This window comes from Achromobacter spanius, assembly GCF_002966795.1.
GTDB classification, from domain to species: domain Bacteria; phylum Pseudomonadota; class Gammaproteobacteria; order Burkholderiales; family Burkholderiaceae_B; genus Achromobacter; species Achromobacter spanius_D.
On sequence record NZ_CP023270.1, the window covers coordinates 5,052,161 to 5,067,443 of the forward strand.

General features: G+C 65.7%; 15 protein-coding genes. 13 read left to right on the forward strand and 2 right to left on the reverse strand.

Annotated features, from left to right (window positions below; all coding sequences use genetic code 11):
* Positions 1-81 precede the first annotated feature (81 nt).
* The 3 genes from CLM73_RS22980 (at position 82) to CLM73_RS22990 (ending at position 3,190) form a co-directional block, all read left to right on the forward strand.
* A complete protein-coding gene (locus tag CLM73_RS22980; RefSeq protein WP_105240385.1) occupies positions 82-1,671 on the forward strand; it encodes an FAD-dependent monooxygenase in 1,590 nt (529 codons plus the stop codon).
* An 87-nt stretch (positions 1,672-1,758) separates the two neighbouring features.
* Positions 1,759-2,220, forward strand: coding sequence for an SRPBCC family protein (locus CLM73_RS22985; protein ID WP_105240386.1), 462 nt, complete (start codon positions 1,759-1,761; stop codon positions 2,218-2,220).
* A gap of 166 nt (positions 2,221-2,386) precedes the next feature.
* Positions 2,387-3,190: a hypothetical protein gene (locus CLM73_RS22990; protein WP_105240387.1), complete on the forward strand. Its 804-nt coding sequence runs from the start codon at positions 2,387-2,389 to the stop codon at positions 3,188-3,190.
* A 65-nt stretch (positions 3,191-3,255) separates the two neighbouring features.
* Here CLM73_RS22990 and CLM73_RS22995 read toward each other — a convergent pair whose 3' ends face one another.
* Entirely contained in the window at positions 3,256-4,020 is a 765-nt protein-coding gene (locus CLM73_RS22995) for a class II aldolase/adducin family protein (protein ID WP_105240388.1), read from the reverse strand.
* Positions 4,021-4,187: 167 nt separating this feature from the next.
* Between CLM73_RS22995 and CLM73_RS23000 the strand changes: the two genes are divergently transcribed.
* The 10 genes from CLM73_RS23000 (at position 4,188) to CLM73_RS23045 (ending at position 14,455) form a co-directional block, all read left to right on the forward strand.
* A complete protein-coding gene (locus CLM73_RS23000; RefSeq protein ID WP_105240389.1) occupies positions 4,188-4,847 on the forward strand; it encodes a glutathione S-transferase family protein in 660 nt (219 codons plus the stop codon).
* Between the two features lie 102 nt (positions 4,848-4,949).
* Positions 4,950-6,677 (forward strand): alpha/beta hydrolase, encoded by a 1,728-nt coding sequence (locus CLM73_RS23005; protein ID WP_234015719.1) that lies wholly within the window; start codon positions 4,950-4,952, stop codon positions 6,675-6,677.
* Between the two features lie 38 nt (positions 6,678-6,715).
* Positions 6,716-7,444, forward strand: coding sequence for a hypothetical protein (locus CLM73_RS23010; RefSeq protein ID WP_105240391.1), 729 nt, complete (start codon positions 6,716-6,718; stop codon positions 7,442-7,444).
* 55 nt (positions 7,445-7,499) lie between these two features.
* Positions 7,500-8,687, forward strand: coding sequence for a hypothetical protein (locus CLM73_RS23015; RefSeq protein WP_105240392.1), 1,188 nt, complete (start codon positions 7,500-7,502; stop codon positions 8,685-8,687).
* A gap of 238 nt (positions 8,688-8,925) precedes the next feature.
* On the forward strand, positions 8,926-10,659 hold the full coding sequence (locus tag CLM73_RS23020) for an acetolactate synthase catalytic subunit (RefSeq protein WP_105240393.1): 1,734 nt from the start codon (positions 8,926-8,928) through the stop codon (positions 10,657-10,659).
* A 29-nt stretch (positions 10,660-10,688) separates the two neighbouring features.
* Positions 10,689-11,435, forward strand: a complete 747-nt coding sequence (locus CLM73_RS23025) for an SDR family oxidoreductase (protein ID WP_105240394.1) — start codon at positions 10,689-10,691, stop codon at positions 11,433-11,435.
* Positions 11,436-11,528: 93 nt separating this feature from the next.
* Positions 11,529-12,287 carry an SDR family NAD(P)-dependent oxidoreductase gene (locus CLM73_RS23030; protein ID WP_105240395.1) on the forward strand — a complete coding sequence of 253 codons (759 nt, stop codon included), beginning with the start codon at positions 11,529-11,531 and terminating at the stop codon, positions 12,285-12,287.
* A 43-nt stretch (positions 12,288-12,330) separates the two neighbouring features.
* Positions 12,331-13,293: a tripartite tricarboxylate transporter substrate binding protein gene (locus CLM73_RS23035; protein ID WP_105240396.1), complete on the forward strand. Its 963-nt coding sequence runs from the start codon at positions 12,331-12,333 to the stop codon at positions 13,291-13,293.
* A gap of 15 nt (positions 13,294-13,308) precedes the next feature.
* A complete protein-coding gene (locus tag CLM73_RS23040; protein WP_105240397.1) occupies positions 13,309-13,461 on the forward strand; it encodes an SDR family oxidoreductase in 153 nt (50 codons plus the stop codon).
* A gap of 25 nt (positions 13,462-13,486) precedes the next feature.
* Positions 13,487-14,455 carry a tripartite tricarboxylate transporter substrate binding protein gene (locus CLM73_RS23045; protein WP_105240398.1) on the forward strand — a complete coding sequence of 323 codons (969 nt, stop codon included), beginning with the start codon at positions 13,487-13,489 and terminating at the stop codon, positions 14,453-14,455.
* A 19-nt stretch (positions 14,456-14,474) separates the two neighbouring features.
* Here CLM73_RS23045 and CLM73_RS23050 read toward each other — a convergent pair whose 3' ends face one another.
* The gene (locus tag CLM73_RS23050) at positions 14,475-15,224 is read right to left on the reverse strand and encodes a GntR family transcriptional regulator (protein WP_158685915.1); all 750 of its coding nucleotides are present in this window, start codon (positions 15,222-15,224) and stop codon (positions 14,475-14,477) included.
* Positions 15,225-15,283: the final 59 nt, after the last annotated feature.

Consider the following 15,283-nt stretch of genomic DNA (forward strand, 5'->3'; position numbering starts at 1 on the left):
CGCGACCGCGCTGCTTCCGACTGCCGGGCAGGCTGCATCCCTTGCGGCAGGACTTGATGACCACATTGCTGAGGGCAAGACATGGTGATCTCGATTTCCGTCCTGGTCGTGGGCGCGGGCCCGGCCGGCCTGTTGACCGCCGCCGAGCTGCAACGCCGCGGCGTCGACTGCCTGCTGATCGACGCGCACGAACGCCCGCTGGATTGGGACCGCGCGACCGTCGTGCATCCGCGTTCCCTTGAAATCCTGGATGCGCTGGGCATCATCGACCCCCTGCTGGCTGCGGGCGTGAAACAGCGGCGCGCCCGCATTCACGCGGGCGGCAGCGAACTGGGCATCATCGACCTGGAGCTTGCCGGCAGCCGCTATCCCTTCAACATCGGCATCTCGGAAGAAGTCACCGAGACGGTGCTGGCCGAGCATCTGGCGCGGCTGGGCGGCAAGGTCACACGCGCCACGAAGCTGGTGGGATTGCAGGAACAGGACGACGGGGTGCTGGCCACCGTGGAGCGCGGCGGCAAGCTGTCGCAGGTGCTGGCGCAATGGGTCGTCGGCTGCGACGGGCACCACAGCACCGTGCGGATGCTGACGGGCATCGAGCAGGACGGCCACGACATCAATCAGCCGTGGGCCGTGTTCGATGCGTCCATCCCCGATTGGCCGGAGGCGTTCGAGGCAAATTACGCCTACCTGGACAAGATTCCGGTGATTCTGACCGCGCTGCCTGGCGAGCGCTGGCGCGTCTACCTGCGCCCCAGTTCCGCGGAGTCGGACCTGGTCGAGGACGCGCTGTCCACGCTGCGGCGCTACCTGCCGGACGCCAGCTTTTACAACGTCTCGCACCCGGCGCGATTCGAATGCCACACCAAGGTCGCGCGCACGTTCCGGTCCGGCCGCGTGCTGCTGGCCGGCGACGCCGCGCACACGTGCAGCCCGGCGCAGGGGCATGGCATGAACACCGGCCTGCAGGATGCCTACAACCTGGGATGGAAGCTGGCGCTGGTCTGCCAGGGACATTGTTCGCCCGCGCTGCTGGACAGCTATCACGCCGAACGGCGGCCCGTGGCCGACATGGTGATGGCGTCGGGCGATGCGGCCGAAAGCGCGCAGATGGCGCAGGGCGAGCAAGAGCGGCGCGCGCGCGATCTGGCGATCCGCGCGGCCTTCGGCAACGCCGAGGCGCGGCACCGCGAGGCGGTGTCGGAAGCCGAGCTCGACATCGACTACGCCGGGTCGCCCATCGTGATGGGCGACCGGCACGCCGCCATCTGGCCGGGCCAGCGGCTGCCGGACCATATCGACGTGCGGTTTTCCACCGGCGGCCGGGGCAAGCTGCATGACTACGCCAAGCGGCGCGGCCACACCGTCCTGCTGATCGGCGGCCCGGGCACGCCGCAGCAGCCGCTGTCGGACCTGCGCCGCGAGCTGGCCGCCCTGTCTGACGGGTACATCATCGAGGTCGTCGTGGCGCTGACCGCCAGCGACGGGGTGACCGATGTGGACGCCTATCTGGAGCCCGCCGCGGCGGCCCGGCTGGGCGTGGGCGACATGGTCCTGCTGGTGGTGCGGGCAGACGGCCACGTTGGCCTGCGCGCCGAGCAGCGGCACGCAGAAACGCTGTCGGCTTACATCGAACGGCTGCGCCAGCCAGGGCAAGAGGCCGCGACCTAGGGAAATCCCTAGAAGAATTCATGTCGATCCGGGTGCCGGCGGTTCGTCGTAGTCATGCACCCACCCTCATTCAAGGCGGACTACACCATGACTACCGGAACCGTACGACACCTGCGCGTCCTGCGCGCGCCCCCCGACCGCGTCTATCGCGCCTTTCTGGAACCCGATGCCGTCGCCAAGTGGCTGCCGCCGTATGGCTACACCTGCTCGGTCCAGGAACTGGACGCGCGCGTGGGCGGCAAGCACAGGATGGCGTTCCGCAACTTCGCCACCGGCCACCTGGAGCCGTTCGGCGGGGAATACCTGGAGCTGGTTGAAGGCGAGAAGATCCGCTACACGGACCGCTTCAACGATCCCGCCCTGCCGGGCGAGATGACGACGACCATCAGCTTGCGGCAGGTCTCGTGCGGCACGGAGCTGGTCATCGTGCAGGAGGGCATTCCCGAGGTCATTCCGACCGAGATGTGCTATCTGGGCTGGCAGGAATCGCTGCTGCAACTGGCTCGGCTGGTCGAAACCGATGCACCGGACGGACCGGTGCGCGACTGACGCCGCCGGCCCGGACCGAGTCGTCTCCGATACGTTTTTTCATGTTTTGACACCATCAAGTCGCGCGCAACGGCGCGACTTGCTACAGAATGTGGCGCGCTCATGCAGCGCTGCGCGGGCCGTTACCAAATAGGGCCCGCGCGCATCCCCACAAGAAGGAAGAACCGTGTCAAAAGTGCTTGCCCTGCTGCTCTGCGCCGCCCTGCCCGCCGCGGCATTGGCCGCCCCCAAATTGGCCGCCCCCAATACCGAGCCCCTGAAGCTGAACGCGGACAACAAGCTGTATTGCAACGCCCAGACCGACTGGTGCGTGGGCATCAAGACGGACGGCGCATTCGGTGAAAACGGTCCCTTCGCGACCAGCAGGACGCTGCGCGCCGACTACCGGTTCTGGGACTCGCCCGACGTGCCGGACTTCAAGCATTTCACGGTGTGGCCGGCGCTGATCCGCCTGAGCGAGGAGCGGGCGCTGGTGGGCGTGGTGGGCCCGGCGGAGCCGGATTTCAAGGCGTCGACGCCGTTCTCCGGCGGCGGATTCGAGCGGCGGGATCTGTATCTGTATGACGTCAACCTGGGCGAGCAGACCGGCGCCAGCCTGGTGCTCGTCACGCCGTACACGGCCGACGCAACCATCCGGGCGTGCTTCAACGAGGCGGATCAGGAGAAGCGCGCCGGGCAGTGCAGCGATGTCTATCAATTCACGGCGTCGTTGAAGGCCCTGCCGGGCAAGGAATTGCCGGATCTGCAGGTGCAGACGCAGGCGACCCGTTCGCCGGCGGGCGCCAGCCGCTTCGCGGATTCCAGCGCGCGGCCCGCGCTGACCAAGGCACAGCTCGCGCCGCAGGCGGACAAGCAGTGCAGCTACACCGTCACCTACACATGGAAAGCCAGCGACGCGTCGTACCAGCCGGCCACGCCGCTGCCCGACTGCGCGGAGTTCTTGTCGGCGGATCCGGCGGCGAAGAAATAAGCGTGCTGTTGGACGGTGTCTGACACCATGGGCAATTCCGTGGTGTCTGACACCGGCCCAACACGTTACTCCGCGTAGCCCGGATTGCGGCGATCCAGGCGGCGCAGCAGGCCCGGCCAGGCAAGCTGCGCCTTGTGGGCCCGGTCAGCCGGCGATTCCACCCCCGCGCGGGCCAGGATGTCTGCCGGGATATGGGTCAGTTCGCCGCCCGCCTGTGCGCGCACCTGCACCATGCAGGCGGCTTCCAGGCGGTGCATGGCCTGGAAGGCTTCGGCCATGCTCTGGCCGACGGTCAAGAGGCCGTGGTTGCGCAGGATGAGGTAGTTGTTGGCGCCCAGGTCGCGCACCAGGCGCGGCTGCTCGTCGGGGTTGAGCGCCAGGCCTTCGTAGTCGTGGTAGCTGAGCGAGCGCAGCACGATGAACGCAAACTGCGACAGCGGCAAGAGGCCCGCTTTCTGCGCCGACACCGCCACCCCGTTGATCGAATGCGTGTGCAGCACGCACATCGCATCCTTGCGGGCGGCATGGATACAGCTGTGGATGGTGAAGCCGGCCGGATTGATGTCGTATTCCGAGTCCATCACCTTGTTGCCGTGCAGGTCGATCTTGACCAGGCTGGACGCGGTGATCTCGTCGAACATCATCCCGTAGGGGTTGATGAGGAAATGCTCCGTGCCGGGCACCTTGGCGGTAATGTGCGTGAAGATCAGGTCGTCCCACCCGAACAGCGCCACCAGCCGGTACAACGCCGCCAGGTCCTTGCGGACCTGCCATTCCGTTTCGCCGACCTGTTCGCGCACACTGGCGCCCTGCTTGCCTGCCGTATCCATCCTGTCTCCGTATTGTTGGTGTCGGCCCCGAGCCGTTGCGCCGGGACCCGTCATGCACTGTATTCCTTTTCGCGCCCGGCGCGCACGGCCGTCCTGCGACGGCGTCCGTCTGGTGAAACAGCCCGAGACCCATTAACCTGTGAGCCACGTCCGAGGAGACTCCGAGAATGCTGCCTGCACTTTACGGTCATCCCTTTTCGTCGTACACGCAAAAAGCGTTGATCGCGCTGTACGAAAACGCCACGCCTTTTGAATTCCGCAGCATCGGGCCCGAGACGCCCCAGCATGCCGCAGACTGGATCGAGCGCTGGCCGCTGCGCAAGTTTCCGCTGCTGGTCGACGGCGAACGCAACGTCGCCGAGTCCAGCATCATCATCGAATACCTGCAACTGGCCCACCCCGGCCCGGTCCGGCTGATTCCCGCCGATCCGATGGCCGCGCTGGACGTGCGCTTTCTGGACCGGTATTTCGACCTGCACGTCATGTACTGGATGCAGCATGCGGTGAACGGCGCGCTGACCGGCGACCCGGCCAAGCGCGACGCGGCGCGGGCGCTGGCCGCGCAGAAGCTGGAACTGGCCTACGCCTGGATCGACGCGCAGCTTGCCACCCGCACGTGGGCGGCGGGAAGCGACTTCACCCTGGCCGACTGCGCCGCCGCGCCCGCGTTGTTCTACGCCGATTGGACCCATCCGATCGGCGACGGCCATCCGCATCTGCGGGCCTACCGCGCGCGGCTGCTGGCGCGGCCGTCGTTCGCGCGGGCGGTCGACGAAGCCCGCCCCTACCGGGCGCTCTTTCCGCTGGGCGCGCCCGACCGCGACTGACTGATCGTTCCATATCGCCACCCGACTACACCGAGCCCGCCGACCATCGCGCGGCAACGTGCGAGAATCCCCGCCATTCCCTCCCGGATGAGGACGCCCACCGTGCAGCAGACCTTGCCCCGCCACCTGCCTACCTTCCTGCGCTCGCATCTGGAGTCCCTGTCCGGCGTGGGCCTCATGCTCGGCACGCTGTTCTTTGCCGCGGCGCTGACGCCGACCCTCATCCCCCGCACCCACGTCACGCAGGGCGTGCTTGCCGGCACCTGCCTTGCCGCGGGCTATGGGCTGGGCGTGCTGTGGCATTGGCTGTGGGCCTACATGGAACTGCCCGAGCCCCGGGGCCGCGCCGCGCGCATCATCAATGCCGTCATCGGCCTGATGTGCGTGTCGGTGGCCATCGTGTTCCTGGGCCGCGCGGCCGAATGGCAGAACACCATCCGCGCGCTGATGCAGATGGAGCCCGTCACCAGCGCGCACCCCATCAAGGTCAGCCTGATCGCCCTCGCGACCTTTGTCGTGCTGCTGGCGCTGGCGCGGCTGTTCAAGCTGATCGCGCGCTACCTGGCCCGACAGGTGCGGCGCGTCGTGCCGCGGCGCGTGGCCAACGTCACGGGCGCGGCAATCGCCATATTGATCTTCTGGCTGCTGGCCACCGATGTGTTCTTCCGCGGCGCGCTGCACGTGCTGGATGCGTCGTTTAAAGAATTCGATGCGCTGCTGGAACCCGAACGCCCGCAGCCCACCGCCGATCTGAAGACGGGCGGCCCCGCGTCGCTGATCCGCTGGAACGAACTGGGCCGCGCCGGCCGCGAATACATCGCGTCGGGCCCCACGGCCAGCGAGATCACCACGCAGTCCGGACGCGAGGCGCTGGAACCCATCCGCGTCTACGTCGGCCTGCGCGGGGCGGCCACCCCGCAGGCGCGCGCGCAGCTTGCGCTGGACGAGATGAAGCGCGTGGGCGCCTTCGACCGCTCGGTGCTGGTCGTGATCACGCCAACCGGCACGGGATGGGTCGATCCCGCCGCCGCGGACTCGCTGGAATACCTGCTCAACGGCGACGTGGCCAGCGTGGCGATGCAGTATTCGTACCTGTCCAGCCCGCTGTCGCTGCTGGCGCAGCCCGAATACGGCGCCGAGGCGGCGCGCGCGCTGTTTCAGGCGGTGTACGGCCACTGGACCACGCTGCCCAAGGACAAGCGGCCCCGCCTGTACCTGCACGGCCTGAGCCTGGGCGCCATGAACTCCGCCGGATCGGCCGAACTGTTCGAGATGATCGGCGACCCCATCCAGGGCGCGCTGTGGAGCGGCCCGCCATTTGAGAGCCGGGTCTGGCGCAAGATCACGGACGCCCGCAATCCCGGCTCGCCCGCGTGGCTGCCCGAGCTGCGCGACGGCGCCTTCGTGCGCTTCATGAACCAGCACGGATCGCCCGTGCCGGCCGACGCGCCGTGGGGGCCGATGCGCGTCGTCTACCTGCAGTACGCCAGCGACCCGGTCACGTTCTTCGACTATCGCGACCTGTACCGTCCGCCCGCGTGGATGAACGCGCCGATGGGTCCGGACGTATCGCCCGAGCTGCGCTGGTATCCCGTGGTGACCATGTTGCAGCTGGCGTTGGACATGGCGGTGGGCACCGCGACGCCGATGGGCTATGGACACGTCTACGCGCCGCAGCACTATGTGGACGCGTGGGTCGCGGTGACCGGCGTGTCGGACTGGTCGCCCGAGGGTCTTGAGGGCCTGAAGCGCTATCTGCTGGAACGCGCGCAGGCCTCGATGGAAGACGAAGATGGCGACGAAGGCGCCTACGAAGGACGCGGAGGATAAGCGCGGCACGCGCAGCTCATGAATCACCCAATGCAGTCATGAATCACCCATTGCAGAATCGATTGACGTCGTTCTTTTATTCGCGCGATGACGTCATGCGCAGCCGCAGCGTCAGCAGCCGGCTGCTCGCAGGCCACCTGGACGTGCCAGCGCCGCCGGCGCGTCTGCTTGCCGATTGGGATCGCGAGATCCGCACGCGGCTTGCGCTGGAGCCCGGCGACGTCGAGCAGATGCCGCTGTCCCGCACCCGCGCGCGCTGGCCGGAATTCGGCCTGTGCGTGCAAGCGATGCGCGACTGGACGCGCGCGCTGGGACTTGGCGAGGTGCTGGCCAACAGCGACATGGCGCTCATGGCCTGCCGCGGCGCGCGGTATCACCACGACGGCAGCCAGTACGGCGGCGCCGCGTTCTGCAATCTGTTCCTTAGCGACGACAAGGGCCTGGACGTGCATTTTCCCGGCACGGGGCATCGCATTGCGCTCACGCGCGGCGTGGCCATCGTCTTTGACACCTGCCAGCCGCACGCCGTGATTCCCCGCCACGCAAGCGGCTACGACGACGCGGACTTTGCCGATGATCGGGATCTGTCGCAACTCTTTCTGACCTGGGAGCTGCCGATCGAAGACCCCGCGGTCGCGCAGGCGCTTGGCATAGCGTTCGACATCGACATGGCGGCGGCCTCGCAATTGGACGAGGAACAGGTCTGGGAAGACGGCGCGCGCGTCAGCGTGGACCCCGGCGGTGGACGGTGGCTGCCAGCGGACTGAACGCCTGATGCGTCGGGTATATTGACCGGCCCACGTCTCAGGGTCCACCACGCAGATGCCTTTTCCCTTTGCACGCCCGCTTTCGTTTCCGCTTGGCGCCGTGGCGCTGGCCATGCTGTTGCAGGCGCCAGCCCTGGCCGCCGAGCGCACCGTCTACACCGGCACGCTGCAAGGCGCGGGCGACATCGTGATGGAGCTGGACAGCGCGGCGGCCGATGGCGTGCTGACCGGCCGCTACTTCTACCCCAAAAACGGCGTCGACATTCCACTCAAGGGCACCGCCAAATCGCTGGCCGAGCCGCTGACGTACCAGGCCGCGAAGCAGCCGGGCGCAAAGCCTGCCGCCACTTGGCAAGGCACGCGCGACGCGCAGGGCTATCGCGGCGTCTGGATCGACACGCGCACGGGCAAGCAGCGCAGCTTCACGCTGCAACGGGTTGCGCAGTACGACGCCAGCGCGCTGACGCCCGATGGCGGCATCAAGTTCGGCGTCGCCATCGATTCGGCCCACGTGCCCTACGACACGCTCAAACTGGCCGGCCATGCCGAGCCCGTGGGCGACGACATCGGCGGCGCCACCGTGGCCTATCGCATGTGGCGTGACCCGCGCACGCAGTTCAGCTATCCGCGTCTGTCGCGGCATCCGGACCCGCAGGTCATGGCGCGCGTCAACCAACTGTTCGAACAGCGCCACTGGCGCATGAGCCACGCGGCGCTGGCATGCAAGGCTTCGGCCTACACCAGCGACGGCCCGTCCGCGGGCACGCTGGGCAACTACGAGGAAGAAGTCGTCAACGTGCCGTGGCTATCCAGCGCGATGATGACGGTGACCGAATCCGGCAGCCTGGATTGCGGCGGCGCGCATCCCAACAACCACTTCGATCCCTACACGCTGGACCTGCTGCGCGGCGAAACCCTGGACTGGAACCGCGTGTTCGACGCCTACGGGCCCAACAACCGCGAACCACGCCCCGCGCTGAAGGAACTTGCCGGTCAGGTGCAGAAGACCCTGGCTGCGCGCGACGAGGCGGGTCTGACGGAAGACCGATCCAAGGAAGGCTGCTGGGATCTGTGGCCCACGTATCTCGCGTTGGGCGCGACCGCACCGGGCGCGCTGAGCCTGTCGGTGTCGGGCGTGGGCCACGCATCGGGCGTGTGTCTTGGAACGCTGGCGCAGGTGCCGTTCGAAGACCTGACCGGCTACTTGAAGCCCGGAGGTCAGGCGTATCTGGTCATGCCCTGACCTAGCTGGTATCGGGCCTGCAACCTCGCAGGCCTTTTTCATTCCCCTCTCCCTCTTTTCTCCCACGCAGCCCCCCCGGCCAGACGCCTCGCGTTAACGCGAGCCGCGTCCTTTCGGCGCGCCCGCCGCCCGGTAAAACAGCGCGTCCGACGCGCGACCCTAGGGCTAACCAGTATTAATTTATAAAATAATTCACTTAAACTGCCTTCCATATTTCGAACAACACCGGAGGCATTTCATGAATAGTCCATTGACGAAAGCGGGCTTCAGCAAGCAGGAGACGGTGGCGCACGTCATCGCGAACGCGCTGAAAAAACACGGCATCACGCACTTCTTCGGCCAAAGCCTGCCCAGCATGTTTGTGCTGGCTGCCGAGCAGATCGGCATCAAGCAGGTGTCCTATCGCACCGAAAACGCGGGTGGCTACATGGCGGACGCCTATGCGCGCATGAGCAACACGCCTGCGGTCGTGACCGCACAGAACGGCCCGGCCGCCGCACTGCTCGTTGCCCCGTTGGCGGAAGCGCAGAAGGTTTCCATACCCGTGATTGCGCTTGTGCAGGATGTCAATCGAGACCAGCACGACAAGAACGCGTTCCAGGACCTGAACCACATCGCCATGTTCGAGTCGGTGTGCAAGTGGGTGCGCCGTGTCGACCTGGCGACGCGAGTCGAGGACTACATCGATCAGGCCTTTGTCGCGGCCACCTCCGGGCGGCCTGGCCCCGTCGCGCTGTTGCTCCCGGCCGATCTGCTGCAGGAGCCGGCCGTACCGGCTCCGTTCAAGCGCTCGGTTTCGCTCGGGCGCTTTCCGCTGGACCGCCCGGTGGCCAACCCGGACGCCATGGCGCAAGCCGTCGCGCTGCTTGCGGCTGCGCAGCGTCCCGTCATCGTGAGCGGCGGCGGCGTGCATGTGTCGCAGGCGTCGCAGGCGCTGACCGACTTTGCCGACGCCATGAGCGTTCCGCTCGCCACAACGAACATGGGCAAGGGCGCGATGCCCGATACCCATGAGCTGGCGCTCGGCGTGATCGCCAACTGCCTGGGACCCAACGGTTCTGGCCGGTACCTCAAGCCGTTCATCAGCGAGGCGGACGTCGTTCTCCTGGTGGGCAATCGCACGAACCAGAACGGAACCGACAGCTGGGCGCTGTACCCAAAAAACGCGACATACATCCACCTGGACATCGATCCGCAGGAAATCGGCCGCAACTACGAGGCGCAGGTGCGGCTCGTCGGCGATGCCAAGGCCTCCCTGGAGGCCATGCTGCACCTGGCACGCGCCGCCGATACCAGCGCGCGCAAGGCGGCCCGCAAGGACGTGATTGCGGCCATCTCGCGGGGCCGCGACCGCCACCAGAGCGAGGTGGCGCCGTTGCTTCAAAGCATCGATACGCCCATCCGACCTGAACGGATCATGGCCGAACTGGATGCCTTGCTGACCGAAGACGACACGGTCGTGGCGGACGCCAGCTACTCCACCCTGTGGGTCACCAACTACCTCAAGGTGCGCAAGTGCGGCCAGCGGTTTCTCACGCCCCGCGGCCTGGCCGGACTGGGCTGGGGCATGCCCATGGCCATGGGCGCCCGCGTCGCCAATGAACGCGGCACCACCTACTGCCTGGTCGGCGATGGCGGGTTTGGTCACGTCTGGTCCGAGATGGAGACTGCGGCGCGCATGGGCATCAAGGTGGTCACCATTCTCATCAACAACGGCATCCTCGGTTATCAAAAGCACGCCGAGTGCCTGAAGTACGGCTCGCACACGTCGGCAGTCCACTTTTCCGCCGTCGACCATGCCGCCGTGGCACGCGCCGCAGGGCTGAATGGCGTACGAATCACCGACCCAGCCAGGATCCGCGAAGCCATCGAGCAGGCGGCGCAAAGCAGCACCGGCACGCTGATCGAAGTGATGTGCTCGGATCAGGCGTATCCGCCGATCACGTTCTACACGCCCGACGCCCAGGTCTGAGACTTCAACCGCGATGAATGAGGTGATGCATGAGTAAAGTCGCATTGGTCACGGGCGCCGCCAGTGGCATCGGATTCGCCACCGGCGTCGAATTGCTGAAGGCGGGCCACACCGTGTACTTCACGGATCGCAACCCCACGGATCTCCAACGGGTAGACGCAGCGCTCCGGGAGCGGGCCAAGGCCGTGATCCTTGACCTGAACAGTCTGGCGGACATGCAGAAGGCGACCGGAGACATCCTGGCCCGTCACGGCAGCATCGACATCCTGGTCAACAACGCCGGCATCTCCATCAGGGGCGCGGATGGCAAGCCACAAAGCCTGCTGGACGCCACCGAAGCGCAGTTCTTCGACATCATGCGCGTCAACTCCCTGGCGCTGATGCAGATGACGCAACTGGTGCTGCCCGGAATGATGGAGAAGCGGTGGGGCCGCATCGTGAACGTGGCCTCGCTGGCCGGCCGAAGCAAGTCCATCGTTTCGGGCCCGCTGTACATGATGAGCAAATCGTCTGTACTCGGACTCACGCGCGCCACCGCCGCGGAAATGGGTCCGTACGGGGTCACCTGCAATGCCGTGGCGCCGGGCCGGGTGCTATCAGCCATGACCGAGAACGCCGCGCCAGGCGTCAACGACGGCTATGCCTCCCAGATTCCCGTGCGCCGCATCGGCGAGCCCATCGACATTGCCAGCGGCATCGCCTACCTGTGTAGCGAGCACGCCGGATTCACCAATGGTGCGGTCATCGACATCAACGGCGGCTTTTTCATGAGTTGACCCATCGGGGCCGGTCGGCAGGTTCGACGGCCCCGCCATTTCAAACCATGCTCCCTGCGCCAAACGGCTGCATGGGGGATGAATCCAGGAGCCATGATGGGCCATGACAGGCTGAATGTTGCGCTGATCACGGGTGCCGCTGGCGGCATAGGCGCTGCGACCGCGCGGGAGCTTCACGCAGCCGGTTTCAAGCTGGCGCTTTGGGACGTGGCCGAGCGCTTTCCGGTCGAGCTTTCCGATGACGCCGTACACGTGCTGACCCAAAGGGTGGACGTCACGGACGCCAGCCAGGTTGACGCGGCGCTCGCCACCATCCGCAGCCGCTGGGGCGGCGTTTCCGTTCTGATCAACAACGCCGGCATCTCGCCGAAGACACCCGATGGCAAGGGACGCGGCATCCTGACCGTCTCACCCGAGGAATGGCGAGGGGTGCTGGACATCAATCTCACCTCCTTGCTGACGCTGATCCAAAAGACAGCCCCGGACATGATGGTCCAGGAGTGGGGCCGGATCGTCAATCTGTCGTCGCAGGCCGCGCGCACGCGTTCCACCGTTCCCGGCGTCGCGTACGTCTGCACCAAGACCGCAGTGTTGGGGCTGACCCGCTATGCGGCTGAAGAGCTGGGGCCGCATGGCATCACATGCAATGCCGTGACGCCCGGACGCATCGCATCGGCCATGACGGCGTCGGCGGGGCCGGAGGTCACCGAGCGTCTCAACAGCAACACGCCATTGCGTCGCATGGGCACGCCCGAAGAAGTGGCCAAAGCCATCGCCTTCTTCTGCGCGCCGTCCGGCGACTTTGTGTCTGGCGCGGTGCTGGACGTGAACGGGGGCCTATTCATGCAGTAGCGCAGCGGCGGCAACCCGCCTCAATACAAAAAAGGAGACAAGCATGAAACTGAAAGCCATCGGCGCAGTCATGACAACCGCCGTGCTTTGCGCCGCCACCTCGGCGCATGCGCAGGACAAGTACCCCAACCGTCCCATCGAGCTCAGCGTGCCCTACGGGGCCGGCGGAGCGACAGACGTGATGGCGCGCAAGTTCGCGACCTTCCTGGAAAAGGAACTGGGTCAGACGATCGTCGTGCACAACCGGCCGGGGGCCCAGGGCACACTGCAAATGAGCCAGCTGGCCAAGACCAGGCCAGACGGGTACTCGCTCGGCGTCGCCGGCTACAACGCGCTTACCTATACAGCGCAGCGCATGTCCCGCCCGCCCTTCACGGTCGACGACTTCACCTACTTCGGCGAGATCGGCACCTTTTCGTACGGCCTGGTGGTGCCAAGCAAATCCGGCATCAGGAACATGGACGACTACATCGCCGCGAGCAAGCAGCCGCAGGGCATCACTTACGGCGTCACCGGCGCGCCGAACAACATTCCCTACGCGACGCTCAAGAAAACCACGGGCGGCGTCTTCGAGGAAGTGAACTACAAGTCTGGCCTGGAAGCCGCCACCGCCGCCGCTGGGAACCATGTCGAGTCCGCACTTCAGAACCCGCAGGACATTCTGCCGCTCGTGCAGTCTGGCCAGATCCGGTTGATCGCATCGATGACCGACCAGCGCATCGCGGGATATGAAAATGTGCCGACAGCGCGCGAGCAAGGCTACGACGTGCAGGTGTACAGCAGCCTCGGCCTCGCCGCCCCACAAGGCATTCCGGAGGACGTGCGCCGCGTGCTGCAGGAGGCAACGCTCAAGGTACTGCGCAACCCGGACTATGTGGCGTTCATGAAGACCCAGCATATGTATGTGAACCAGGTCGACGGCCCCGCATTTCATCAGAAGCTGCGGGACGGCTACGTCAGCATGGGTACGTTTATCAAGGAAATGAACATCCCAATGCTGAACTGACGCTGCGCGTGCCGGATGAGCGGCTTGCGCCTTGCCGCCGCCATCCCCGTGGGCCGGATAGGACAACCCGAAGAGGTCGCCTATGCGGTCGCGATGCTCTGCGCCGACGCGGCGGCGTTCACAACCGGAGCATGCCTGGACATCAACGGCGGCGTCTACATGAATTGACGCCCCTCACAAAAGGAGACAAACCATGATGACCAACAAGATCCTGCTTGCGCTGGCGGCATCGGCCTGCGCCTCGCTCACGCCGATCACCGCCGCCGCGCAAGCGGCTGCCTATCCGGAGCGTGAGCTGAACATGTACGTGAACTACGGCGCGGGCGGCAATACCGACGTCGCCGCGCGGGGACTGGCCCGCGGCATGGAAGCCATTCTGAACAAGACGGTGGTGGTGCAGAACCGAGCCGGGGCGCAGGGAACGCTTGGCGTATCGCAGCTTGCCAAGCAGAAGGCGGACGGCTACACCTTCGGCATCGTGACGTACTCGACCATTTCCATCACACCGCATCTGATGAAGGTGGACTATACGGCAGACAGCTTCGATTTCATCGCCGGCGTGGGCCGCTTCAAGTATGGCGTGGCGGTGCGCGCGGATTCTCCGTACAAGACGCTGGACGACCTCGTGAAGGCGAGCAAGGCGGGCAAGGGAATCTTCTTCGGCGCGCCATCCGCGCCCAACAACATTGCCATGTACGAACTGGGCCGGAAGACGGGCGGCAAATTCGAGCAGGTGAGCTATAAATCGGGCGCCGAGACCGTCTCCGCGCTGCTTGGCGGGCAGGTGGACGTCATCGTGCAGAATCCCTCCGACATCGTCCCTCACGTGAACGCCGGAAAGATGCGCATGCTGGCCAGTGCCAGCCCCATGCGTTGGACAGAGTTGCCCGACATCCCGACCATGAAGGAGCAGGGCTACGACGTGGAGGTCGACTCGTGGCTCGGGCTGGCGTTTCCCAAGGGCGTGGACAAGGGTATGCGGGACAAGCTCGAGCAGGTTGCCGCCCAGGCGCTCAAGTCGCCGGAAACGTCAAAGGTCTTCGTCCTGGGTGGCATGGAACCGGTGGCGGTCAGCGGTGCGCAGTATCGCACCATGCTGATCGAGGGACGGGAATTCATGGGCCAGGCCATCAAGGCCGCCAACATTCCCACCAATCAGTAAGCACAGCAGACGCGCGCCGCTATTCGACCTGCTGCAATTGACGGCCTGCGCGCTGGCGCGCGCGTACCAACTCCATCTTCTTGAAGGGCTGCACCGTCAGGGCCTCCGGGCTGAGCTTGCGGCGCAGCACTTCCATGATCTTCGTGCCAGAGTTGGACAGGTCTCGGATCAGCGCACTTTCCAGCAACAGCGCGTTGCCCGTCCTGAGCGCTTCAAGAATGTCCTCGTGGGGATGCGTGCCGCTGAAGATTGAGGGCGCCCCCTTCTCGTAGAGAAAGCCAACGCTGGGGCCCGTAATGGCCCACAGCGTCTGGATCATCGTTTTCAAATAGGACTTTTCTTCCATGCGGCACAGCGCCATATGGAACAGCGCATTCTGCTTGAGCTGAGCGCGCACATCGCCACGTTCCTTGGCCTTTACCAGCGCCTGATGGAGTTTTTCAAGCTGGGCGATCTGCCTGGGAGTCCAATCATCCAGTGTCTGCAGCGCAGCCATGACTTCCAGCTTGGTGCGGATGGCGCGCACTTCCGTAAGGTGCTCGACAGACGGAATGGGCACCCGCACGCTGAAGCCGCGTTGTCCGATCAGGATGTCCTTGGCAACGAGTTGCAGCAGCGCCTCGCGAATTGGCGTCTGACTCATGCCTTGGAAGGCCTCATCCTCCATCAGCTCGCGGAGCTTGAACGTGTGACCTGGCATGTATTCGCCGTAGGTCAGCTTGGCGATCAGCACTTCTCGGACGGTATCCGTATGGTTGACTTTGGACATGAGTTTTCCAGCAGCGAGCGCCGATTGCGGCCCGGACATTATTTTATAACTGGACGCAT